This is a genomic window from Paenibacillus sp. FSL W8-0186 (genome assembly GCF_037969765.1).
GTDB lineage: Bacteria > Bacillota > Bacilli > Paenibacillales > Paenibacillaceae > Fontibacillus > Fontibacillus woosongensis.
This window is the reverse complement of the sequence record NZ_CP150207.1, coordinates 2,747,646-2,772,575: the sequence shown is the minus strand read 5'-3', so window position 1 is coordinate 2,772,575 and position 24,930 is coordinate 2,747,646. Positions and strand designations below refer to the sequence as shown.

20 protein-coding genes are annotated in these 24,930 nt (G+C 48.4%); 5 read left to right on the top strand and 15 right to left on the bottom strand.

Annotated elements, in window-relative coordinates; genetic code table 11:
• Positions 1–5: 5 nt before the first annotated feature.
• The 9 genes from MKX50_RS12445 to MKX50_RS12405 all read right to left on the bottom strand — a co-directional run bounded on the left by MKX50_RS12445 (position 6) and on the right by MKX50_RS12405 (position 9,535).
• The gene (locus MKX50_RS12445; protein ID WP_339159876.1) at positions 6–896 is read right to left on the bottom strand and encodes a hypothetical protein; all 891 of its coding nucleotides are present in this window, start codon (positions 894–896) and stop codon (positions 6–8) included.
• 152 nt (positions 897–1,048) lie between these two features.
• Entirely contained in the window at positions 1,049–1,549 is a 501-nt protein-coding gene (locus MKX50_RS12440) for a GNAT family N-acetyltransferase (RefSeq protein WP_213588376.1), read from the bottom strand.
• 63 nt (positions 1,550–1,612) lie between these two features.
• The gene (locus MKX50_RS12435) at positions 1,613–1,915 is read right to left on the bottom strand and encodes a Dabb family protein (protein ID WP_213588377.1); all 303 of its coding nucleotides are present in this window, start codon (positions 1,913–1,915) and stop codon (positions 1,613–1,615) included.
• Positions 1,916–2,013: 98 nt separating this feature from the next.
• On the bottom strand, positions 2,014–3,036 hold the full coding sequence (locus MKX50_RS12430; protein ID WP_339159873.1) for an NADH:flavin oxidoreductase/NADH oxidase: 1,023 nt from the start codon (positions 3,034–3,036) through the stop codon (positions 2,014–2,016).
• A gap of 130 nt (positions 3,037–3,166) precedes the next feature.
• Positions 3,167–3,613, bottom strand: coding sequence for a MarR family transcriptional regulator (locus MKX50_RS12425; protein ID WP_339159870.1), 447 nt, complete (start codon positions 3,611–3,613; stop codon positions 3,167–3,169).
• A gap of 94 nt (positions 3,614–3,707) precedes the next feature.
• Positions 3,708–4,559: a radical SAM protein gene (locus tag MKX50_RS12420; RefSeq protein WP_213588380.1), complete on the bottom strand. Its 852-nt coding sequence runs from the start codon at positions 4,557–4,559 to the stop codon at positions 3,708–3,710.
• A 237-nt stretch (positions 4,560–4,796) separates the two neighbouring features.
• A complete protein-coding gene (locus MKX50_RS12415) occupies positions 4,797–4,946 on the bottom strand; it encodes a hypothetical protein (RefSeq protein WP_339159866.1) in 150 nt (49 codons plus the stop codon).
• Between the two features lie 122 nt (positions 4,947–5,068).
• On the bottom strand, positions 5,069–8,251 hold the full coding sequence (locus tag MKX50_RS12410; RefSeq protein ID WP_339159864.1) for a bifunctional cytochrome P450/NADPH--P450 reductase: 3,183 nt from the start codon (positions 8,249–8,251) through the stop codon (positions 5,069–5,071).
• 192 nt (positions 8,252–8,443) lie between these two features.
• Positions 8,444–9,535 (bottom strand): glycosyltransferase family 4 protein, encoded by a 1,092-nt coding sequence (locus MKX50_RS12405; protein WP_339159861.1) that lies wholly within the window; start codon positions 9,533–9,535, stop codon positions 8,444–8,446.
• A 262-nt stretch (positions 9,536–9,797) separates the two neighbouring features.
• Between MKX50_RS12405 and MKX50_RS12400 the strand changes: the two genes are divergently transcribed.
• The 3 genes from MKX50_RS12400 (at position 9,798) to MKX50_RS12390 (ending at position 12,996) form a co-directional block, all read left to right on the top strand.
• Positions 9,798–10,526 (top strand): YheC/YheD family protein, encoded by a 729-nt coding sequence (locus MKX50_RS12400; RefSeq protein ID WP_339159859.1) that lies wholly within the window; start codon positions 9,798–9,800, stop codon positions 10,524–10,526.
• A 263-nt stretch (positions 10,527–10,789) separates the two neighbouring features.
• Positions 10,790–12,052 carry a cytochrome P450 gene (locus MKX50_RS12395; RefSeq protein ID WP_339159856.1) on the top strand — a complete coding sequence of 421 codons (1,263 nt, stop codon included), beginning with the start codon at positions 10,790–10,792 and terminating at the stop codon, positions 12,050–12,052.
• Positions 12,053–12,231: 179 nt separating this feature from the next.
• A complete protein-coding gene (locus tag MKX50_RS12390) occupies positions 12,232–12,996 on the top strand; it encodes a collagen-like protein (RefSeq protein WP_280530394.1) in 765 nt (254 codons plus the stop codon).
• Positions 12,997–13,009: 13 nt separating this feature from the next.
• Here the strand turns inward: MKX50_RS12390 and MKX50_RS12385 are convergent, their stop codons facing one another.
• From MKX50_RS12385 to MKX50_RS12365, 5 genes are all read right to left on the bottom strand, one after another.
• Positions 13,010–14,101 (bottom strand): glycosyltransferase family 2 protein, encoded by a 1,092-nt coding sequence (locus tag MKX50_RS12385; RefSeq protein WP_339159854.1) that lies wholly within the window; start codon positions 14,099–14,101, stop codon positions 13,010–13,012.
• Between the two features lie 306 nt (positions 14,102–14,407).
• Positions 14,408–15,367, bottom strand: a complete 960-nt coding sequence (pelA, locus tag MKX50_RS12380; protein ID WP_339159852.1) for a pectate lyase — start codon at positions 15,365–15,367, stop codon at positions 14,408–14,410.
• Positions 15,368–15,586: 219 nt separating this feature from the next.
• Positions 15,587–16,798: an acyl-CoA dehydrogenase family protein gene (locus MKX50_RS12375; RefSeq protein ID WP_339159850.1), complete on the bottom strand. Its 1,212-nt coding sequence runs from the start codon at positions 16,796–16,798 to the stop codon at positions 15,587–15,589.
• Between the two features lie 47 nt (positions 16,799–16,845).
• Positions 16,846–17,922, bottom strand: coding sequence for a dimethylsulfone monooxygenase SfnG (sfnG, locus tag MKX50_RS12370; RefSeq protein WP_213588388.1), 1,077 nt, complete (start codon positions 17,920–17,922; stop codon positions 16,846–16,848).
• Between the two features lie 47 nt (positions 17,923–17,969).
• Positions 17,970–19,427, bottom strand: a complete 1,458-nt coding sequence (locus MKX50_RS12365; RefSeq protein ID WP_213588389.1) for a 4-hydroxyphenylacetate 3-hydroxylase N-terminal domain-containing protein — start codon at positions 19,425–19,427, stop codon at positions 17,970–17,972.
• A 186-nt stretch (positions 19,428–19,613) separates the two neighbouring features.
• On the opposite strand from MKX50_RS12365, the gene MKX50_RS12360 reads away from it, so the two are divergent.
• A complete protein-coding gene (locus tag MKX50_RS12360) occupies positions 19,614–20,255 on the top strand; it encodes a TetR/AcrR family transcriptional regulator C-terminal domain-containing protein (protein WP_339159847.1) in 642 nt (213 codons plus the stop codon).
• 128 nt (positions 20,256–20,383) lie between these two features.
• Positions 20,384–21,001 carry a sporulation-specific diadenylate cyclase CdaS gene (gene cdaS, locus MKX50_RS12355; protein ID WP_213588391.1) on the top strand — a complete coding sequence of 206 codons (618 nt, stop codon included), beginning with the start codon at positions 20,384–20,386 and terminating at the stop codon, positions 20,999–21,001.
• Here the strand turns inward: cdaS and MKX50_RS12350 are convergent.
• Positions 20,982–24,440, bottom strand: a complete 3,459-nt coding sequence (locus MKX50_RS12350; RefSeq protein WP_339160103.1) for a glycoside hydrolase family 2 TIM barrel-domain containing protein — start codon at positions 24,438–24,440, stop codon at positions 20,982–20,984. The genes cdaS and MKX50_RS12350 overlap by 20 nt on opposite strands.
• Positions 24,441–24,930 lie beyond the last annotated feature (490 nt).

The window sequence follows — 24,930 nt, the reverse complement described above, 5'->3', positions numbered from 1 at the left end:
CGCTATCAACCCAATCTCTGTTGAAGAAATGCTGCCAGCTCTTCGGCCGTATCCCAAACGATGGGGCGGATCTCATTGAATCTCACAGGCAGCATTTCGGCTTCGCTGCTTTTCACGGTCCAGATCACGGGGATGTTCAAACCTAGCGCATATCCCGCCGCAAAATACACCCCAGGGGATTGTCCGGTTAAATCCGCAATAACTAGCTTACTGTCCGTAATTTGCTCTAAAGAATACACTTTAGCGTTCTCTGTTGCCGCAGGCGCAAGCAAGCGCGGCAGATAACCGTACTGTTCTATTGTAGGCAGCAGCATTTGCAGCCATTCCGTTCGGAAGTCCTCTCCATCCGCGATAAGCACGGAGCATGGCTTTAATTTTTTTCCACCAGCGGTTGCCGCAGCCTCGCTCCATCCTTTTTCCGTTAGTTGGAAAGCCATTCCCTCCCGGATAAGCAGCTGCTCGCCCCTCAGCTTATCAATAATATATACCAGCTCCTGCAGATTGGGAGAATACGTCAGGTTATAACTGCTGGAGAGCGGTTGAATAACAACCGGTTCTCCTGGGCCTTCGGAATGTCTGTATAAATATTGCAGCAGACGGTTGCCTTTATCTTCAATGGTCACAGGAAGGTTCGGAGAATGGACGATCGCTTCTAAATCGCCTTCTGATAGAGTGACCTTCTCCTCGCGATCCGTGTGCTCCCGGATATAAGCGGAGACGAGATGAAACATGTCGCGCTTCTTATGGTATGGCAGCGAATGAATCGTTTCGTAGCTGTCTCTCAGCAAGCTGTAGAACCCGCCGGGCGAACAGGAACAGCCTAAATATACATCGTAGTCCCCTTCCGCTTTCGTAGGGACTATCTCATCGCAGAACAAACAGTGTTTCTTATTCATACAACTCATCACCTCATATCAATGGCTATCCTCTACCTTACCAAGATTTAATGGAAAAATAGACAAGAAGATTCTTCCTGTACAGCATTGACATTAAAAAAAGCGGCTGTTCACCGGGATCCATCCCGTGACAACCGCTTGCCTCTTCATGCTCAATTCAGCTCTTTTTCCATGACGTAATCGTCCATCACAAAGCCGTTTCCGATATCCGCCACTTGCGTGCGGATTGTTTTAAAGCCTTTTTTCTCATATACCGAGATCGTAGAAGCATTGTGACGGTTGACCGTAAGCCAGATGGCGCCTAAATTCCGGCTTCGGCAAATATCCGTCAGCAGCTCCATTGCCTGGCTGCCGTATCCTTTGCCACGATGCTCTTGCTGCAAATAAAACTTGCTGAGAAACAGCTTGCTCTCTTCCTGTTTGATGCCCACATAGCCAATGGGCTGGCCATGGACGGTCATAAAATAATACTCATATCCCTGGTTAGCGATTTGATCGGTCAACGCCGGATAGGATTGAAATTTCTCCACCATATAATCGATTTGTTCATTGGAAATCATCCCAACAAAATATTCGTGCCAAATGTCTGAGGCCAGTTCCGCCAAGGAGGCTATTTCCTGCTTAGTCTCGATTTTGGCTAAAGTTAGCTGCATATAGGAATCCTCCAATATGAAAGTCTAAAAGGCAGCTGTTTTAGCTGCCTTCTGAATATATATTTATTGATGGACAACCAAATCAATCTCCTGAAAACGGCTCACTTTGGTATTCCAACGCTCCTCAACATATTTAATATGTACCGGATGGTTATTGTAAGCGTCGTAAGCACTCTGATCTGCAAATACCATGGAGAATCCGTAATCAAATTCGTTCTTGGCGCTCACCTGACGAAACACCTCGAATTGTTCAACGCCAGGGATTGCTGCTAGTTCTTCTCTGCTTATCTGCAAAAAAGCCTCTGTCTCCGGATTATTTTTACCAGAATGCAATGAGAATGTAACCATGTGTTTAATCGAACTCATCCTATTTCCTCCTCAAATTCCGTTCAATACGTTGCGTTTGATTGACTACCATGGTATCAAAAATTTTCTCATTTATAAATAAGCATTACTGGAAACGATTAAAATCCTGTAGTGTACTGTTTAGGAACAGTAATTTCCTGCTTTAGAGCTGCTGCTGCTTCAAGCGTCCAATAGGGGTTCCGTAACATTCCTCTTCCGATCGCAACAAGATCCGCGTCCTCATTGCCTATAACGGCATTGGCCAGGATGGGATCTTCCAGTCTGCCGACAGCGATTACCGGGATATCCAATGAAGCCTTAATTTCTCTAGCCAAGGGGACCTGGTAAGCCGCATGTGTGCCTGGTTTACCGGAATCGCCAATCGGGCCTTCTCCGCCAGAGGAAATATGAAACATATCTACTCCAGCCTCTTGAAATTGCTTAGCAAATTGAATACTTTCGTTGATACCGTAGCCGCCATCAACATACTCTTTAGCTGAAATACGCATAATTAAAGGCATGTTATCGGGCATCTCAGCTTTAGCCGCTTCTATAATCTCCCGGCCAAACTTCGTAAGATCCTTTCCATATTCATCATCTCGCTGATTGGTTAACGGGGAATGGAATTGATGAATTAAATACCCATGGGCACCATGAATCTCAATCGCATCAAATCCAGCTTTAACTGCACGTTGTACAGCTTGACGGAATTTCTCTACCATATCTTTAACTTCTGATGTAGTCAGTGCTCGCGGAGTCTTCCAGTCCTTGTCAAACGGAATCGCTGAAGGTGCCACCGGCTCTGCCGCATCCTCCGCTTTTCTCCCAGCATGTGCAATTTGGATGCCAACTTTGGCGCCGTATTTATGGCATGCCTCTACGATTCTCGCCAGCGCTGGAATTTGCTCATCAGACCATAATCCTAAATCATAATCGCTAATACGGCCATCGGGTTCCACATCGGTCATTTCTATGATAATAAACCCGGCACCACCAATGGCCCGGCTAACATAATGCAGATAGTGCCAGTCGGTAGCGATGCCATCTTTATTCTCGACGGAATATTGACACATCGGCGGCATGACGACACGATTTTTTAATTCCAAACCTTTAAATTGATATGGGCTAAACAAATGGTTCACGAAAACCACTCCTTATCATCCTATTTAAATGCATGCGCACGCATATAAATTAGCACGGATAAATTTCTTTGTCAACTTCATCAAATACGTTTCGCATAAAGAAAAAACCTTCAGAACGTGTCTGAGGTTTTCAAGAATCATAACGATGTTTTACAGTCGTAGCAATTGAACTCAATTCCTGTAATAACTGTTCCTTGGAGAGATTATCTCGCAATAAAGTCTCAACCGTAGCTAGCGATTCCTGAAACTTCACTTCTCCAGACGGAGTGAGACAAGTGTATATTCCCCTGCGGTCATTTTCACATACATCTCTTTGCAGTGTACGGCAATTTTTGGCCTCTAATCTTCCAACTAGCCGTGATATGGCGCTTTGACTAAGGCCAACCCACTCCTGAAGCTCCTGCAAACGCAGCTTTTTATCCTCTGTTTGCGCTAGGAGATATAGAACAAAAAACTCTTTTAGTGAAAGGTCATGCTTAGCTTGCAGTTCTGCTTCAATGCTGTTATTGATCTGTGTCTGGAGATTTGTTATGGACATCCAGCTGTCTATGAGATCGCTTTTACTGCGGCTGCTCATGCTTGCTCCATTCACCTCATCTTTCCCGTCTTTAGGCGTCGTACCCTCATTTAAACATGTTAATTCATTATTCTATCTATCTTATTTTGAATAGTCAAACAGGTTCATGTTTTATGATGGGGAAAGCTTCGTCCTTGGAAATGCGGATCATTTCGCCAGGAAAAGACGCTTTAAAATACTTTTCAACCCGCAGGTGAATATCCTTTTGATACCACTTGGACAGATCATGTGTCTCAAATAATTGAGGCATGCCCAATCTTTCTGAACGCCTGCCCATAAGGCCGTCTCCGATCATTAACGTATCGATCCAGATTCGGTCCACAATTCCTTTCAGTACGTCTGGAAAATCAGGTGTAAATGGCAGAACCGGAGAAAGTGCAGCCTGGGTAAAAATGCCCGCATCATGCAATTCCCTTAACGCCTTGAGCCGCAATTTGATTCCGGGAGCATACGGGGCAAAAATTCGCTTCACATCTTCACGGTCTGTTTCAACCGTCATCGATACGAGAACTTCACATCGTTCCTTTAATACGATCAGCAAATCCATATCCCTTGTAATCAAAGGGCTGCGCGTTTGAATTTGGAGCAAATCCGGCGGATTGTCAATCATTTCCTCCAAGAGCCGCCGGGTCAAGGCTGCATTGGCTTCGACCGGCTGGTACGGGTCTGTTGCCGATGACATAAAAATATTTACCGGTTTGTTGTTGCGGCGAAGTTTGAGAATTTCATTCCGGTAATTTTCAGCGGCGTTTGTTTTGATGTCCACCCATTCTCCCCAAGGCATCTCCTTAAATTTTTGAATCGGCATTTCTCGGACATAACAATATTTACACGCAAATGCACAGCCGCTATATGGGTTTAAGGAATGAGTAAATCCGATATCCAGGTAACCCTTCGCTTCGCTAAGGATTTTTTTCGCGATCTTCTCTTTGATTTCAGTTGGCACTTGATTCGTTGCCCCCCTCCCTTTAACGACCCTTTACTCTCGAGGGATAAAAGTGATCTAACGGTTGTTATCTTGGTTATTTCGCGGATTATTCCCTGTTTGAGAATCTAACGGTTGTATATACGGCTATTCTAACCTATTGTTACTGTTGTGACGATTTTGGCATGAATAACGTGGATTACAACCGTTAGGATTACTAATAGCTCGAATTCCATCGATTAACGTTTGTGGCAACCGTTAGAAATAAACGAATTTTGCAATAGAAACAGTAGCCGCAATAGCAACAACTGTAACACCCGCAGCAACCGCAACACCAGCACCATCAACAGCAACACCAGCACCATCAACAGCAACACCAACCCCATCATCACACTTACCGAACTCCAAATAAAAAACATGGGGATTAATAATATCAATTCCATAATAACAGTATTTTGGGCGAACGACGAAATAACCCCCTAGATATCTCCAAAACTTAAACTTGGATAAATATCTAGAGGGCGTATTTTCTAGACTCCCGTCCAAACGTCCTTGGCGTATTGTCCTTTAAAAAGAAGATCGTCGAGCCAGGCAACCGCTTCTTCTTCGGTCTTGCCGCGGATCGCCCGATACGCTTCACGGATCGTGGTCTCTACATCTGGAGCCATGCGTGTGCCGTCTCCACATATATACAGCCGTCCTCCCTGTTCCAGCAGTGAAATAATAGTCTCCCGATCCTCATTCAGCTTATGCTGAACATACTGCTTGGCTAAAGGATCCTGTCTGGAAAAAGCGGTGTGCAGCTTCACGATACCGGAACGGTCATAGCCTTCAAGCTCCTGCTTGTAAATAAAATCTTCCTCAGGCTTTCTGCAGCCGAAATACAGATGAGCCTCGCCAAGCTTCGCTCCTTCCGCTCGTAAGGCCTCTCGTGCCTGCAGGAAGCCAATGAACGGCGCAACGCCTGTACCAGGACCAACCATAATGATTGGCGTTTGCGGATCCGCCGGGAGCTCAAATCCCGCCCCGGGTCTTCGCAGAAATACGACGACCGATTCGCCGGGCTGACGGTCTCGCAAATAATTCGAAGCGATTCCGCGGTATTGGCCATGACCGCTGCGGGCGGGCCCTTCGACTACACCGACCGTAATGCTGAGCCTGTTCCCGAGAGCCTTAGGCGAACTAGAGATCGAGTAATATCTCGGCTTCAAAGGCGGAAGCAGCTCCAAAAACCGGTCAAAAGGCATCTCGCAGGCCGGATACTTCTCAATCAGCTCCAGCATGCTGACTCTTTTGTGGAGCACCTCACTCTTATAGGTTTCCTCCTCCAGCAGTGCTTCAAGCTCCTTCTTATGCGGCGGGCATGTCGTGTAGGCCATAATTTCGCGCAATTGCGAACGGCTGGCCGCCTCCTGCAGCTCGACACTGTATCCCAGCAAATCCAGCAAACTGATCGGTCTTCCCAGGGGCAGGTGAGCGATGCTGCGCCCACCGCCCTCCAGCAGCAAGTGGTCATCCGTATTCAGTCGAAAACGTTCAACAACCCGCTGTATCAAAGCAGTCGGGTTGCGCGGCAGCACACCCAAGTGATCCCCTTCCTGATAATCAGCGCCTTCCGGCAATTTAATCTCGATGTACCGCGTGCTTCTAGGGCTGTCAGGTCTCTGCAGCTCCCTGTTCTGCACGACCTCTGCATGAAAAGCGTCGTAGCTCTCCGCTAGAGGCATGCCCGTCATTCCGCTGACATAGCTTATTGAGAGGGAGCTTTCTTTTTTATCCACTTTCTTATAGGTGAGCCCAAAAGCCTCCATGATGCCAGCCCACAGCTTCTCTCTCCACTCTTCATATTCTTTCTCGAAGTCGCCGCTGGCATCGCCGCCCCCGCGTTCAACCAAACGTGCAGCGCCGAGCGCTTCAAGACGCTCATCAATATATACCGGAATCCGCTGATATGTGCTGGCCCAGTTATGGTCTCCACAGCCGAAGACGGTATAACGCACCCCTCGCAGTTTTCCTTCTTCCTCCCCGCTCAGCCATTCCACGAACTGTCTGCCGTTATCCGGGGGGTTGCCATTATACGAAGCGGAAACGATTATCACCGCTCCTTCCGTGGGCAATTTGCCGATTCGTGAGTCCAGACTAGCCGATTCGCTCTTGAAGCCAAGCATCTTTCCATGCTCCGCCAGCTCGCGCGCTATGCCTTCCGCCGTCCCGAGATTGGAGCCGTATAGCACCAGCAATGGCGTATCATGCCCCTTCAGCTCTGGATTGGCTGCAATATTCAGCGCGCTGTCCTGCGGTTTGGGCGCCTCTTCCTCCGCCGCCGCAGCAGCTATCGGCTGCTGTCTGACCTTCACCTGGATCGTAAATTGATCCGGCTTCAGCGTCAGCGTCTCTTTGACTTTTAGCTCATAATTGGTATGGTCGATCAAGTCAAAGTGCTTAAGCACCATTCCCAGGGTCAGCGTGGCCTCATGCAGCGCAAACTGCTGCCCGATGCACGCCCTTTGACCATTGCCGAAGGGCTTGAAGGCATGATGCGGAATCTTCCCCTCATCCTCAAACCGCTCGGGACGGAATGCTTCAACGTCGTCTCCCCATACCTCCTTGTCGCGATGCAGCTGGGGGATCAGCACAGTGACCGTATCGTCTTTTGGAATGGCATATTTCCCGCCAATGACGGTATCTTCTTTGGCATATAAAGAAAACGCCGGTGCCGTCGGCCATAACCTTAGACTCTCGTTCAAAATCATGCGAATGTATTTCAATTCCCTGACCTGCTTATAGGTCGGAACGGAGCCGGTAAGAATCCGGTCAACCTCTTCCTGGGCTTTGCGGAGCTTATCCGGATTTTTCAGGAGATAATATATGGCGAATGACAGCAAGCCGCTCGTCGTCTCGTGGCCTGCAATCAGGAACGTAATGATCTGGTAACGGATGTTTTCGTCATCCAGCATCTCTCCGGTTTCCGGATCTTTGCTGGTCAGCATATGGGCGAGCAAATCATCCTTGCTCTCCGTTTTGCCGGCGCGCCGTTCCGAAATGATTTTGTCCACGGTCGAGAACATCGATTGAATATCATGCTGGAATTGACGCTTTGTAAGGAGCATCAATTTATTTTGAATGCCGAGCCTTTGTCCCTGGCTCATCGCTTCGTCCAAGGCACGGGTCATACTGACGACGAAAGGATGGGGCTGATCCCGGTAGAAACTGTTAAACCGGAAATTAAAGCCGCAGAGTCCGATCGTATCCAAGGTTAGGCGCGTCATATCATCCGGGACATGAACCGCCTCGTCCGGATTGAGCCGTGCCCATTTCTGAACGAGCTGCAAGGCGATGTCCACCATCATGTTATGGTAACCTTGCATCGCTCTTTGACTGAAGCTGGGGAGCAGAATGTGATGGGCCTTCTGCCAATTCGGTTCGTAAGTCCAGCTGGTGAACAAGCCGTCTCCCGTAAAAGCACGCACTCTTTGCAGCGGGCTCCAGACGTTCTTGTCAAACCTGGACTGATCGCATGCCTCCTCGACGAGCTGATGCCCGGATATGAGCGTGAGGTGTCCACCCGGCAGTTCTACTCTAAAAATAGGCCCGTACTCTTTAGCCAGCTTCACTAAAGATTGGACGGGCTGATCCGTGTCAATGTCAGGAAGATTCCCGAGAATGCCTTTGGTTTTCGGTTGGGGAATAATAGGATTCGTCTGCTTATCCATCTGTGGTTTTCTCCTTTTTTGTTTGATATATGCAACATCAATAAATACCACAAAAATAGAGTTCAACTCGATTAGATCTTCTACTGCCATACAAGTATACACAAATTTGCATTAAATGCAAAAATAGTCTTTAAGAACCAAAACAAAAAAGCGTCCGAATGATGAACGCTTTGCATCTGAGGGTACAAGCTCCTATTTTTGCAAATATATCGTCAATAACTTGTCGGCGGTTTGCCGCCATGTAAAATACTGAAGGACGCTGTTTCTCGCTTGGATTCCAATTCCGTTTCTTAGTTCTTTATTTTTTCCCAATCTGATTAAATATGGTGCAAACCGTTCAGCGCGCCGATATTCATCAACCAAAAAACCATTACTCTCATGTTTCACTATTTCGGGTATCCCGCCTATTTTTGAAGCAATTACAGGCAATCCCGACGCCATGGCTTCTACATTCACCAGTCCAAAGGCTTCATGCTTTTGGGAGGGACAAACGAAACAATCTGCAATCTGATATACCTTATGAATATCGGAATGTTTCTGCTTCCCGATCCACTTTACAGATACATTCAACTTGGAGGCTGTAGCTCTTAGCTGCTTCATGTACGAAGCGCTCCCCCGTCCCGCAACAACCACTTGAAGAGGAACTTCCTTCCCGGCAATGCTGGCCGCTTTGAGCAGTACAGGAACACCTTTGCGCGGAATAACGCGCCCTACAAACAGAGCCGTAAATTTGTTGTCCAAGCCATATTTTTTCCTGTACTTCGCTCGATCAGCTATCGTTGCGGGGCGAAATCTGCTCGTATCAACCCCGAGTTCCACGGTTCGAATTTTCGATGCCACCTCAGGGAAACGACTCGTTAACTTTTGCTTCAGTGAGCTGCTGTTGGCAATAATAAGCTTGGCATGCCTCAAGCTCGTTGCAATATGGCCGTTAGACGGTACAAATGTAAGTGAATGCAGGAATAAGGCAACCTTCATTTTGGGAAAAGCCTCTTGGATGGCTGCCATATAATGAGGACGATTGTCGACTTGAATGATGTCAAAAAATTTCCCCTGAATATAACGAAGAACAGAGGCAATATAAACCTTGGAGCTGCCCGATTGGACTCTCACGATGTTAACGCCACCCTCGTTGCCTTGAGCGGGCAATCCCTTTGAAGCTCTGCTTATAATAGTTACCTTATGTTTGCTTGCAAGCTGTTTGGCAATAGCAAGAATACATATTTCTACCGATCCGCTTCCAGGAACAGGGATCTGTTCTGGAGCAACGATCAAGATCTTCACTCTATTCCCACCCTCTCAGAGCACGAATTGTGCATGAACACTACTATATTTATTCAATCTTCTGGAATGGGTATAGTCTGTTCACCTTGTTGCCTGCCCTTTTTACAATAGAGGATTTGCTTTATGTAAAATGTTTAAATTGCCTACTCCCGCAAGGGGGAGCACACATAGAATGTGAGATGATGAACGAATTATGCAACAAGGCAGCAAGTATATCGGGAGGGTCTAGAGGATGAGCGTTAAGAAAACTTGTAGGGTAGTGATGAATAAATGGGCCAAAACAAAGGCGCTTCTAAAGAGCAAACAAGTTCTCCCCTTTATTCCGGATACCCGGAAATTCAACTACTCCACCTTGAATAAAATGCTGAGGCTTTATAGCATGGTATATATTAAACCAGAGCTCGGGACTCATGGGAATGGAGTTATACGTGCAAGGCTGCTAAAAAGCGGTGAATATGCGTACCAAATTGGAACAACGGAGAAAACCTTTAAGGATTACAAATCATTTTACAACTCCATCCAAAATTATACGAACAAGAAAAGCTATCTTATCCAGAAGGGCATTCATCTATTGAAATATAACAAACGCCATTTTGATACGAGGGTCATGGTGCAGCTGAATCCAAAAGGAACATGGGAAACAACGGGGATCATTGGAAGAGTGGCGCATCCTAATAAAATAGTGACCAATTATCACAGCGGCGGCACCCTCATGGATACCAAACGCCTCTTCGCTGCCCACATCTCAAATAGCGAAATTCAAAAGAAGATTCATACGCTTAACGAGCTAGGTGTAACTACGGCAAAATCTCTTCATAAGAAGTATCCCGGGATACGGCAAATAGGTCTGGATATTGGCTTCGATCATACCTGGACACCGTGGATTATTGAAGTAAACACCAATCCGGATCCTTATATATTCAACAAATTGAAGGATAAATCGATGTACAGAAAAGTAATTCGTTATAAACGAGCAGCTGCCGCAAAATAATGACTAGTCGGCAATGCATTCAGTACGCGGCGTATTATGGAACAGATGGCTGATTCTTTATACCATGCTGGAACGATATTAAACAGAAAACCGCTGAGGCGGTTTTTCTTGTTTATATCCCTTAATTTAGCGTTTTGGCTTGTAAAACATCGACAGGTTGTCGGCCATTTTGAGGAAATTTGACTTCGCTCAAACGATAAAACTATGATTGTATTTGGGATTATATTTCATTTTTACTATTATTTTCTGAAAGGATGGTCGTCATGAACAATTCCGGCGGAATCACGCCAGAAAAAGCAGTGTTCAGTTTGTTTAGCGGGGAAAACGGAGATAATCCGTTCCCGTTATTTGCCCAGCTTCGAGGAATGGGGTCCGTTATTCCGATCCCCTTCCCCATAGGCGGTACGGATTATCCGGCATGGATGGTTACGCGTATAGAGGAAGCCATGCTTGTACTGAAGGATCATCATCACTTTACCGTAGACAGCAGCTCCATTGCAGGAACCAGCCGTTCGATGCTCTCCTTATCCAGTTATTCCGATTCAGACTCGCCCACTACTTTCTTTACCGGCAAATCCATGCTAAGTGTCGATGAACCCGATCATCGCCGGTTGCGGAGATTAGTATCGAAGGCCTTTACGCCTAGATTTATAGAGAGCCTGCGTCCGCGTGTGCAGGAAATTGCCGACGAGCTGCTTGACCAGGTGTTAGCCGCAGGCGAGATGGATCTTGTAAAAGATTATGCGTATCCCCTGCCAATTAACGTGATTTCCGAAATGCTCGGCGTACCTAAGGAGGACCGGGAACAAATCCAAACCTGGTCTGCAGCGCTCGCGCATGGTCTTGGACTGGGGCGGCGGGAACCGGGAGTCGATGAGCATATGCGTGCTTTCGGCGACTATACCGCACGGCTTGTCGGCAAGAAACGCGAGCTGCCTGGCGATGACCTGATCAGCCAATTGATCGCGATCGAAGAAGGGGAAGACCAGCTTGACGAAGCAGAACTGGTCTCCATGATTACGCTGCTCATCTTTGCGGGTCATGAAACTACCTCGAATCTGATCGCTACCGGCAGCCTCATGCTGCTGGATCACCCCGAACAGTTGAAGAAGCTTAAAGCCGATCTAAGTCTGGTCCCCTTGGCCGTCGAAGAACTGCTGCGCTTCAACGGGCCCGCCACGATTGCGGGACCTCGTTTTGCCACGGAAGATATCGAACTCGCCGGACAACAAATCAAAAGGGGCGACGCCGTGATTGTCGTACTAAAGTCGGCAAACCGGGACGAAATACAGTTCGCGGAACCGGAAGAACTGGACATCACACGCACGATCAACCGTCATCTTGCTTTTGGACATGGCATCCATATGTGTCTAGGAGCCCCTCTAGCCCGCATGGAAGGAGAAATTGCGTTTACATCTTTATTGACACGTATGCCTGGCCTGCGGTTAAACATCCCACGCGAGAAGGTGGTGTGGAGCTTTACCTTAAGCTCCCAAGGATTAACAACACTACCTGTCGCTTTTTGAAGTGGACTAGGCCGGTGCAAATCCGCTTAAGTCTACGATACATTCGTCCATTCCGCATCTCCATGTTTGCCATACGATATAGCAAAACAGGAGGTGTACACCCATTGAGAATCAATCATTGTAAAGTAAGAAGAATAAGAAAGCAGATATGCCGGTTTAAAAGAGGAAAAAAACGTTTTGTGGTGAAGAAAAAACTTGTTTGCCCGCCGCCAAAAATTGTCGTCAAGGCTCCGACAGGGCCCGTTGGACCTGCCGGGCCTGCAGGGCCTGTTGGGCCTGCGGGGCCAGTTGGCCCGCTAGGACCTATTGGACCCGCTGGAGCCAAGGGCGCTACGGGAGCTACTGGTGCAACGGGAGCTACAGGAGTTACAGGCCCTCCAGGATTGAATGGAGCCCAAGGTATCCCTGGACCACCCGGTCCTACAGGTGCGACAGGGGCCACTGGAGCCACAGGACCTGCAGGAGGGCCACAGGGACCAACAGGGCCTGCCGGGGCTACAGGAGCTACGGGGGCCACTGGCGCTACCGGTGCGACAGGAGCAACGGGGCCAGCCGGAATTTTCTCATCCTTTGACTGTGCGCGTTTTAGCGGTATTACTTTAACTTCAGCAGCCCCAACGGCAACACTGGGAACTGTAACCGTCAATGTAGCTGCACCAACCAACCGAGTTTGGTTAGTAGCATCTTCAACCTGGACGCCAAGCTCAGCCAACCCGACGATTACTTTTAGGATTCTTCGCGATGGAACCACGGTTATTGATACCGCAAGCGATACGCCCGTATCCGCCAATAGCCCGATTACTACGGCTTTTACTACTTGCGATGAAGCACCTCTTGTGGGAACGCATACGTATTCACTGCAGGTAACCGGCAACGCCTTGTCAGGTGGTCAGACCATTACCATTAATCAGGGAGCAATCACTGCTGCTGATATTAATATCTAGCCTGTCATTCAGATCAAGGCGTTACTTCAAATGCTGTAACGCCTTGGTTTAACGAAGCCCTGACTGTCTCTAAATAATCCTTGTTATGCAAAATTCGCGGATCGTCAGGACGATAGGTTCTCGCTAGTTCGTTGTGCTCGTACGCTAATTCAAATTTTCCGATGCTGGAGTAACACACGCAAAGCTGCAAATGTGGAAGCCATGTCCAGCATGCGTAATTAACGAATCCTTGCATCTCTTTGGGCAGATCGAGCCTTGAAGCCGTCTTATACCAAAAAATCGACCGATCCCATTGCTTCTTTTGCATGAAATAATAACCGATTCGGCAACAAAGATCTGCCCTGGGAGCATCATAATGAAAAGACCGAAATGCCCAATCCAGGGATTTATCGTGCTCGCCTAAGAAATGACAGCAGTCGGACAGCTTGCCGCATGCTTGGATGTTGTCCTCCACCCAACCTTGGCCAGTTCGGAGAAATCGGAGATAATATCTCTTCGCCCTTTTATACAAACCATGATCGTACAGCTCATTTGCATAATAATACAAATCGCGTGGTGTAAACCGCTTTCCGTCGGCATCGTGTTTCTCATATATTTTAAGATTACGATCAGATGCCGTTGTTTTTATACTACGGTGCTCTACCTCAATATCGGAGTCCATAATATTGCCGCCTACCTCCAGATATTCATGAACGAATCCTTTCCATTTGAAGTCTCTTTCCCTACGAACGAGCCTGTTTCTTTTGACGCTATAACTCGGCTTGCCGTACTCATCCCGACCCAATACATACTTCATCAGGACGGAATCCACCGATGCGTCCAGGGCGTTCTTAAGAAGCATCAGTTTATGGATATTGTCCGCAGACAGAATATCGTCGGCATCCAGCCACAAAATATAATCCATGGTCGCTTTACTGAAAGAAAAGTTCCTTGCTTCAGCAAAATCATCAATCCACTGAAAATGATATACATGGGGCGTGAATTCGCTGACAATTTCAATGGTCCTATCGGAAGAACCCGTATCTACAATAATCATTTCATCCACGATGGGTTGTACGGATGCGAGGCATCTCGCTATTGTTTCTTCTTCATTCCTAACAATCATACAAAGGCTTATCGTGGCCAAAGCCTTTCCCACCTCCGTTTCGTCTTCGCCTCCAATTAGTTTATGACAAACAGATCAAATGGTTCTGCATGGTTCAGGCAAACCATTTAACTATATCCAACGACAGCATGAGCAATATACGGTTCTTCAAGCGAGGCCACCTATTACATCTTGCAATTGGCAATGAGGCAATTTAATCCACGATTGTCTCTAATAACACTGAGATCAGACGGAAATAACAAAAAAAGGCGTTACAAATTGTATGTAACACCTATTAAGGATATTAAATTCACAATTAAGCAGGAGCTACTTCAGTACACTGGCAGGCCAATTGCCGTACCAGGCATACCCGGTTCTTCTTTCCTGCTCGATCTCGCTAAGATTGTATTTCACGATACCGTCACGGCCAACAAATATAGGCTTGTTCGTGCCGATTTCATAAAAACGGGCCCATATCGGCGTTGTAACGCTGGAGTCCTTCACAACCACGACATCGTCGCTAGTCTTGACAACCTTGATGCCGGTAACTTGGACTGCCTTAAACCACTCTTCCGCTGCTTTAATCGAAGCGCTAATTTTGGAATTTGCCGATCTGGTCTTGAGGAATTTTACGATCGTGGCGCTTTCTGACGAGCTTAAAGATGGGACTTCATAGGCTCGTGCTCCTGCCGGCTTCAAGCTCGATGAGTCATGCTGCTGTCCCCAGACCGTCAGCTTTCCGTTCGTGACAACTTGAGTATTGAGAATGCAGTTAATGCCTTTATCTACGGCCTGCTTACTTTTACTAGCCAGGCTGCTATCCACGAAAGAGAAATCCCCTTTCTTATTAGCAATATCATCCAACAGAATCATGACATTAATCATCGCATTATCATTGTAAGTAATATGTTTATGATAGCCGGAACTTTGATATATTTGCGGCCAGCCGCCATTGGAATATTGCATATTGATCAAGAAGTTGATTCCTTTGATGGCAGCGGCGGAGTATTTGCTGTCTTTCGTCTTCTGATATTCGCCTGCCAGTCTCCGGATTTCCGTATAGGTAGCTTTGTTATCGATCGTTGATTTCGCCCATTCACCACTGATTACGGCGTAATCCTTCCTCCATCCGCCGTCATTCTGCTGATTTTTGAGAATCTCCGAAATACTTGCTGTTGTGCCTGAGGCATCTGCAGCTGCTACTGTCGAAGAAGATGACAGAAGTACCGCTGGTACGGATAGAATCATTGAGAATGCCAAAGCCAAGGATAACGTTGTTTTCTTCATTTTCGAACTCCTCTTTTTAGTTAGTCATATTCAGAATGCGCTTACATTTATATATATACCAATATTTGTTACTTAATTGTAACTTTTTCGTGACCACTTGTCAATTACTGGATGAAAAATGTTCCTCTTATGCGCAAAGACTAATGCGCAATGAAACAAAAGCAGCGAGGATGCCTGACAACAGGTCCTCGCCGCCCTTATCACTTTTTTATGCTAAGCCTAATCCCCGCCTTCGTACCACAGCTCCAGCGGAAGCCCGACTAAAGCCTTTCCGATCCATTCGCGGGCAATATTGTTCGATGGCCCCATGGCGATGCCTGCGCGAGCATCCCGGTACAGCCGCTCGAATATGCCTTTTTTGTAACCGTAACCGCCTGTAACATCAAGCGCCGTTTTGGCTGCCAGATTTGCAGCTTCCGAAGCCTGGATCTTAAACTCCACAAGCGGCAGCAGCAGCTCAACCTGCGGCCGCCCTTGCGCCTGGAGCTCGTTCAACTGCTTGGCCAGCAACAATTGCCACGGTTTCAAGCCGGCGATTGACACCTTTACCTCTGCGAGCTGCTGGCGAATAATCTGATAGTCGGCCAAGCGTTTATTGAAATCCCGGTGAACCATCGCTTTAACGTAAGCCGTTGCCGCTTCCAAAGCCGCTTCGGCAACGCCAAGCCATGTTGACCCAAGGCCGATCAGATAGACGGGCGAGACCCCGCTTTCCAGGATTTCCCTTCCCTGGCCCTCGGCTCCGAGCTTATCCTGTGCCTGGACCCTTACATTCTCGTACTTTATTGGTCCGCTATGATTCCCCCTCACTCCCAAGGCCTCCCAAACGCCCGCGTTAATGCCTGGAAGCGACCCGTCCACGATAAAGAAGCTTACATCGGTCGGCACCTTCGCCCCAGGAGACCGCGTCTGGAACACATAGAAATCCGCCTCCCCTGCACTAGTTGTAAATGATTTTTCCGCATTGAGAATGTAGTCGTTTCCGTCCCTGGCAGCTTCGCTAAAATTAAACCACCAATGGCCGCCTGAAGCCTTTTCACTCGTGGAATAAGTCCCAATCAGCCCATGGTGAACCGGCCGCAGCCAGCGCTCCTTCTGATCTTCATTCCCGTATAGAACGATCGTTTGTGCAGCACCGACATGCATGACGTATACGAGAGAAGTCGATGGACATCCCCGGCCGATTTCTTCCGCAGCCAATGCAAAAGCAACGTAATCGAGCCCCTTGCCCCCATAGCGTTCCGGAATGAGCACCCCATTCCAGCCGGCCTCTGCCAATACATTCAGGTTGGCCCGTGGAAAGCGCCCTTCGCGGTCCGTGACCTCTGCATTTGGCTTGATGAACTGGTCTACGAGTCCTCGTATCTCGGTTCGCAGCTCCTCATAGTCATCATTGGATAAAATAGCAGTTTGCTTGGACTGCTTCGTCATTTGCATCTCTCCTTCTATTTAAATCAATTTCATGATCCTACAGTCCATCAATTCACGGCCGAATCCAACAAGGCCGCCTCCTTCTCCCTGACGAGCGGAATGACCTTCGCTCCAAAGGCCTGCAGGTCTTCGTCATAATGCAAGAAACCGGTTAATATGAGGTTGACCCCGATGCGCTTCAATGCAATAATGCGATCGGCCACTTGCTCGGGTGTCCCGATCAACCCCGTCTTAAACCCGTCATTATACTGGACGAGATCCGCAAAATCCGAATTGGCCCACATCCCCTCCTGCTCTGGAGAAGCTTTTCCGGCAAACTGCACCTGGCTCCGAAAACCCTCAACCGCCTCAGGATCGGCATAGGCAATGATGTCCCTCAGTACCTGGCGGGCCTCTTCCTCGGTATCCCTGACGATTACGAACGCGTTTGCTCCGAAATTCAACATGCGCCCCTTCGCGAGGGCCAGCCTGGATACCTCCTCGATCTGCCCGCGAAAGCCTTCTATTGTATTGCCATTCATGAAATACCAATCGGACACTCTTGCTGCCATCTGCCGGGCGGCTGCGGAATTGCCCCCTTGAAAGACAGGCGGAATAACCTGGGGTTTCGGCTTATGCGGCGCCTCGTTTATCCGGTAAAAGTCACCGCGAAAGCTCGTAACCTCTTCATGCCAGAGCTGCTTCAGGACACGGATAAATTCCTCCGATCGGCGGTAACGCTCGTCATGATCCAGCCAAGGTTCGCCAAAACCGTGAAATTCGCCCTTGAACCAGCCGCTGACGATATTCACGGCAGCCCGGCCTTGGCTGATCTGGTCGATCGTAGAAACGGCTTTCGCAATCGTGCCGGGATGCCACAAGCCCGGCAGTACAGCGGCAATCAGCTTGATTTTGTTAGTTACTGCCGCAAGCGCGGATGCGAGCGCTATCGCTTCGAGCTGATTTTCCGCCCCATAGCTGGCGATAAATCTCGTTTGCAGCAGCGCATACTCAAACCCGTTGTTTTCGGCTATTCGGGCATACCTTTCATTGTCCCGGAAGGACCACCCCGTTTTTTGCGGGATCTTGGAAATGACCAGCCCTCCGCTGACATTCGGGACCCAGTAAGCAAATTTCATGGTCAATTATCTTCACCTCTCCATTCATCGATTTCTGCTTCGGGGTTCACAATTCACTTAACTTTGCGATCTCCTCCCTTGCTATTGTCCTGCAGCAGCCTCCAAATCGGCTCAGTCCATGCTTCCTTATTAGAGCGGAGATAATGATTCGCCAACCCCCGTACGGGATCTCCTGCATAGAACCGCTCATACAGCTGGTGCCGGGCTCCCAGTGGACTGCCGATCAGTTCCCATGCCAGCTTAAACAGCTCTACTTTCTTCTCGGCGCTCACGTTCGCACCTTCGAAATACCGATGCATCAGCCCTGAGATCGGACCGTAAAAATCCTCGACATCCGAAGGAGTTTGCACGAATCCACCGCCCCCTATCTGCTGCAATATTTCGATGGCCCTGGGATAGTAACGCGTCCCGAGGTTTCTGGCTGTTTCGATCAGGTTCAAATCCGGCACATAAACGCCCGCCCCATCGGGCGAAGCCCTTGCCTCCGCGGAGGCAATCAGTGCTTTGATGACATCGGCTTGGATCAGCAGTTCCCCCAGCTTTTCTTGAATGTGAAGAAACCCCGTTACCCCGATCGAATCAGCAACGGCAAACGTAATGCCCGTAACAAACTCCAGCTTAGCAACGAACCGGACGGCATTCTGATGAAAAGCTAATCCGTTTACGGTCTCATTTGCCCGGAGCGCAAGAACCTTTTCCGGATCTCCGTACAACAGCACTCTTTCCCAAGGAATGAGCACATCATCGAAGAACAGTACGGCATCCATCTCATCGTAACGGGCGCTGAGCGGATGATTCCTCTCCCGGGAGTCCGCGAAGGATTCCCGGCATACGATGTGCAGCCCGGCGGAGTCGGCGGGTACGATCAGTACATGGGCATGCTTCCGTTGCGTGGATTCAAACTGTAAAAAAGAAAAAATAATAAAGTCATGGCTGTACGGTGCTCCCGTAGCGATCATCTTTGCTCCCCGAACGACGATGCCTTCCGAGCTCTCCCGCACCACATGCAGAAATCGCTCGGCGATTCGTTCATCCTCAAGCCCGCTGGACCGATCGATTTGCGGATCGATGATCGCCGTCGTCAGAAATAAATCGTTATCCCGCGCCTGCTCGTAGTAGGCGGCTATCTTGTCTTTGAAAGCGGGATCCAGCTGTCCCAGTTCCTCTCGTGCAGCGTACCAGCCTGTAACGATTGAACGCGCATAATCGGATAGCCGGCTCATCATTCCGTGAGTCTCTGCCGACCAGCGGGAGAACGCAGTGCTGCGTTTTTTCAGCTCTTTAAGCGTATAAGGGACAAGAAACGAGCTATGGGCATAGCAGGATGTCCCCGGAAGCTCATAGCCAACTTGCTCCCGGAGATCGGGGGCGTCAAGCATATCAAACAGCGATTTGATCGTTTGTAATGTCCCTGCAAAAGCTGGATGCCCGGCAATGTGCTTGATCCGGCTCCCCTCCAGCCATACGCTGCGCCCGTCATCGAGACTTGCTATAAATTTATCGCCTCGCATGGATGCCCTCCTTCCACAAATATTATTATTCCGATTGATTTGCTCTGTTTTATCCCTTATGATAGCTATTATCCAAATTTTATCAATCAGCAATTACTCGCTAGGTGACGGATAAATAACAGCTTCTCCGGCACCTGTCGGAAAACACAGCAAAAACCCACATTATTAAAGCCTTTGTAGTCCGAAATGGATCGATCATCAAATGAAGAGGTGAATTTGACTATGGGAGCTGGCCGGGGAAAGGATCGAAGAGTTGTGCGGACAAGGATGGTGATCATGGAGTCCTTTGTTGCCATCCTGCAAATTAGGGAGTTTACAGAGATTAGTATTATCGATATTGCGGAACGGGCGAATATTAACCGTTCTACTTTTTATGCGCATTTTTTGGATAAAGAAGACCTGCTGCAGCAAATGGTCGATGAAAAGCTGGATACCTTGACGGAGGTTCTGATAACGAGCTCAGGACAAGGCATGTACATCCCTTCGCCTTCCGATCCTGACCCTTTGCTGCTGGCACTATTTGAACATGTCTTCGCGCATGCTGCATTCTACCGCGTGCTGCTTCATCGAAATTTGCCTGGGCAATTACAGGCCAAATGGACGGATGCGATCCGGAATGGCTTTTTTTGCAGAATATCCAGTTTGGGGTTGGGACAAAAGCTTGAGGTGCCGCTTGAGCTGTTGCTGGACTTTATCGCTTTTTCTACTGGCGGAATCATCGGGAAATGGCTGGAAGACAACTGCGCCTACTCACCGCATCATATGGCACTGCAGGTTACGAGAATTGCCGGGTTTGGCATGTACCCCTCAATGGGCATGCATCGGTAGTAGAAAAAACCCGAACTACTCCTCCCTGCCTTAAGATGCAGACAGGAGTGTCCGGGTTAAATACGGATAATATATCCTCCTTCTGGGTATGCTATAAGTCACTTATTCCCAGAATCGAGGTTCAAAATATGGCCGATCCTAACTGCAATTCTTCCTCATTGAAAGAACATTTGGCAAAACGTCTCCATGAAATCTCTTCATTGGCGCAGCATAACATCGAACTATTGAACAATGAAAATGTATGCCTCGTTCAGCAGTTTGAAAATATGCGAAATATGATGACCGACATCGTGGAGAGCGCAGCGTCTTTTTATTTGAAATGTTATTTATCGCCTTACACGTCTAAATACGAGGATTTGACGATTAGCGTGCGGAATTTATCGGAACGCAAGCATGGCGCGCTCATCGTCGTGGAACGGCAAGATCCGATTGAATCGCTCATTCGCTCCAATATACCGATCGGCGGGACACTCTCCCATGCTCTGATCGAATCGATATTTTATCCCGGAAACCCGCTGCATGACGGCGCTGTGTTGGTTCGCTCCACAACGGTTGTGTCGGCTGCCAACGTGCTTCCCCTATCCAGCATCCGGGTAACGGACAGAAAATTGGGGACAAGGCACCGCGCGGCGATCGGACTGACGGAGCAGTGCGATGCTATCGTGCTTGTCGTATCTGAAGAAACCGGACAAGCTTCTTTTGCCATCAACGGGACCTTGCATCCCATTAATGTGGAGTCTGGCTGACAAACCGGAACCAGCCGAAGTCAAACAGGCTGCCCGGAAGGAAAATGAAGGTCACCTTGCACGTTCCGGTAATTTTCTCGATATCGAATACCCGCTCTTCGTATTCTGCGGAATGCGTGAACTCGACGAGCTGATTGCTCTCGCCCTCCTCCGAGTCAAACCGGATATGAATCGTATTCTTGTCCAGCGGCGAACGGCCGCAAATGATGAGTTTCGTCGCCCCTTCACTGCCAAAGTCCATCTGCTCGAATACCAGGGAGACGTTATTGCCGATGCCTTCGACGCTGTTATCTGTGATGGTATACGTATCGCCGTAAATACGGTCGCTATGGGCGGCGATATTTTGCTCAAATGCTCTGTTCTTCGCTTCAAAAGAAAACCCCTTGATATGCACCTTCTGCCGCAGCACGAAGCAGATCGAGGTCACCCCGCGAAGCGTCTTGGAAAGACGATACGTCTCCTCCTGGTACACGTTCCACTGGCTCTCTTTCTGATAAATGACGTTGGCAAGAAGCTCGCTGCCTTCCTCTCCCGGCATACCTTCCCAAATTTCCAAGGGATACGGCTCGCTCGACAGGGCAAAGACTGAAATCGTAATCGTATCTGAACCATACGGCCCAAAGTCGATCTCATGGAAGCCAACCTGGGTCTCGCCGTCCCTGCTCGTAGCTACGCCCCGTTCATTTCCATTGCTGACCTCGCCTTTGCTATAATCATAGAGCCCGGCAGAAATGAATTTATACGGATCCTTATAGGCCGAACCAAGTCCGCTTGCCGTAAACTCCAACTGGGATATGAGCTTAATTTTGTCCGTACCGTTCTTGCTCATGCAGCGCAGCCTGAATTCTCCGTCTCCAAGAGCGGTGATTATCGCTTCATGCCCATTCGCCTCCACTTTCGCAATATTGGACTCAATGCCCGCGTCATTAACGACGGACCATTCGACATCACGGTACGAAACTGCTGCTGGATTTAGCTGAGCCCTGACCACGATTTCCCGTCTGGACGGATCAAACTGTTGTCCACCCTCGCTGATCAATTCGATTTTGCGGAGCGGTATTTCATTTGCAGCTCCCATGGCGCAAGGCAGCTCTTCATTCTCTGTTCGGGCGCTTATCCCGGCATGGACTCCGTCTTCGTCCACATGGGATTCAAAGACAGCTGTTTGGCTGGCCAGTCCCTGGGAGGTTACTTTCATATGAATCTCTCCGGCCTCCAGGGTCGCAGCGATGATCGCCATGAGCTTGCCGCTAAACAGCCTGCGGCTTCGGCCCTTATATGGATCATAGTCCGTACTGTCTCCGTTATCGAGCCCAATGAGCCTGCCTGCGCCCGTAACCTCGACATGTACCCGGTTATTGGCGTTTTCTACCGGATGGCCCTTGTCGTCCTCCATCGAAATTTCGACAAACATAAGATCCGTGCCATTCGCTACAAGCTGATCCTTATCCGCCTTTAAGCAGATTTTGCTTGCATCCCCGAATGAGGATTTGACGTCAGTGGCTATGATCCGGCCTGTCTCATCATAGGCGATGGCTTTCAATTCCTCTGGCGCATAAGGAATTTGCCACCAGCCGACAAGTTCAGTTCCATGCTCATGATCGATATCATGCCTGCCAATCGTTTCGCCATTGAACTGCAGTTCGATTCTCGGCGCGTTTGAGCAGACCCGCACGTCGATCAATTGCCCCGGATTGAAATCCCAATATGGCAGGATGTGCACCATCGGTTTCGTTCTGTAATCGGTCCAAGCCGACTGATAAATATAGTACGAATCTTTGGGAAAAGTGGCCGTATCAATCTGCCCAAAATATGAGCTCTTCGTATGATACGGCGTCGGTTCGCCGATATAGTCGAATCCGGTCCATATAAACTGGCCTAGTGAGAAAGGCGTATCCCGTTCAGCCAAAATGCAGGCTTCCGCCGATTTGGCTCCCCAGCTCGTAGAGCTGTTGCCGAGTGCAGAGCACTGCTCATCATCATCGGCAAGTATGGATTTTGCAAACGGAAAATGGTAGATGCCCCGGCTTTGCACGACGGAAGCCGTCTCACTCCCGTAAATGATCCAGTCTGGATGCTCCTTGTGGTGCTGTTTATAGTATTTTTCCGCATAATTATAGCCTGCGACCTTCACGATATCGGCACATTGCTGTGCGTTCTCCCATGGCATATAGTTCGAGCCAATCGTGACCCTGCCATTCTGCTTCGGGTCAAATTCCAATACGGCGTCCATCAGCATCCGAGTGATGTCCTGGCCTCGTTCATCGGCATGGGTATCATAAATCTCATTGCCGATGCTCCACATGATCAGGCTCGGATGGTTCCGGTCCCGCATGACCCAGCTGCGGACGTCCCGATGTGCCCAATCCTTGAAGAACCTGGCATAATCATATGGCGTCTTCGCTCTTTCCCACATATCAAAAGCTTCCGAGACCACAAGCATGCCCATCTCGTCCGCCAGCTCCATCAGCTCTTTGGCAGGCATGTTATGGGCCGTGCGAATCGCATTAGCGCCCATTTCCTTCAGAATAATGAATCTTCTTCGCAGAGCGGTCTTATTAAATGCCGCCCCCAAAGCGCCCAGATCATGGTGCTCGCATACCCCGTTCAGCTTGATTTTGACTCCGTTTAATATGAATCCTTCATTAGGGTCCAGGCGGATGGTTCGAAACCCGATAGCATGGGAAACGGTTTCAAACACTTCCGTTGCATGGCTCTGCGGCTTCTCCCCGCCTGCTACGGCAGGATATAGCCGGGTTATGAGCTGGTACAAATGTGGCTCTTCCGGGCTCCACAGCTTAGGCTGCTCTACCGTTAGCTTCTGCTGGTTAAGGATGGCTGGCCCGGCGCCTGCTGTGATGTGATCCGCAATCTCGGCGATGATCTGGCCTTGACCCATGATCGTATGCGAGAGATAGACATCCTGCTCAAGACTTAGCTGGGTATCAATTTCTACCTCCCAGCCGTGTTCTAACTGCTTTGTCGATATGTATACGCCATCGGAAGCAATGTAATTGGCTGTTCTTTCCTTCAGCCATACATTCCGGTATATACCGGCTCCCGAGTACCATCTGCTGTTAGGGCTCTGGTGCACGACTTTAACGATAATCTCATTTTCCCCTTCAATAACGGCATTTGTGATTTCATGCTCAAATGAAGAATATCCATACTTCCATTCGCCTACGAATTGCCCGTTCACATAAACGGAGGAATCCATATAGACGCCATCGAAGCAGAGCAGCAATTGTTTGCCTTCCTTGGCACATGTAAATTTCTTACGGTACCAGCCAATGCTGTTCTCATAGAGATCAAGTGTATTGTAGATCAGCCAATCATGAGGAATATCGACCGGCTCAAAGGACAGACCTGTATGATCCGCTGTCTTTAGACCGCTTTTGGCAAATTCCCATCCATCATTAAAGAGTGTTTTCTTGTTCATGGTCGGCATACTCGCTTTCTCCTGAGATTTGATAATAATGAGGAAATAAAGAGGCTGACTGCATAATCACATCCTTCAAAATACTATAGCATGTCGTGAAATCCAGTGAGCATGATTAGAGATCATTCTAAGTTTTCCAAAGAATTTTCTTTAAGTTGTTAATCAATAAACTATGCGCTAGATCTAGAAAATCATTTTTCAATTTTTGCTATATGAAAACAAACCTTTACCCTGCTTTATTTGCCTCTTACGGACTATGAATTATTGCATAAAATATATCAATCTATAAAAAGGAGTGATATTATTGGCAAATCGAGATATACGTCTTGTACTTTGGTCTGGCATCAATTTTACCGGTCGTCGAATTGTATTCAGACGTGGAGGAGTTGCGGTTCGGGATCTCGGGGCATTCCGGTTTGACAATGTTCTTTCCAGCTTCAGACTGAGAAATGTTGTTCAGAGATCTCAAGTAACGCTTGTATTGTTTTCG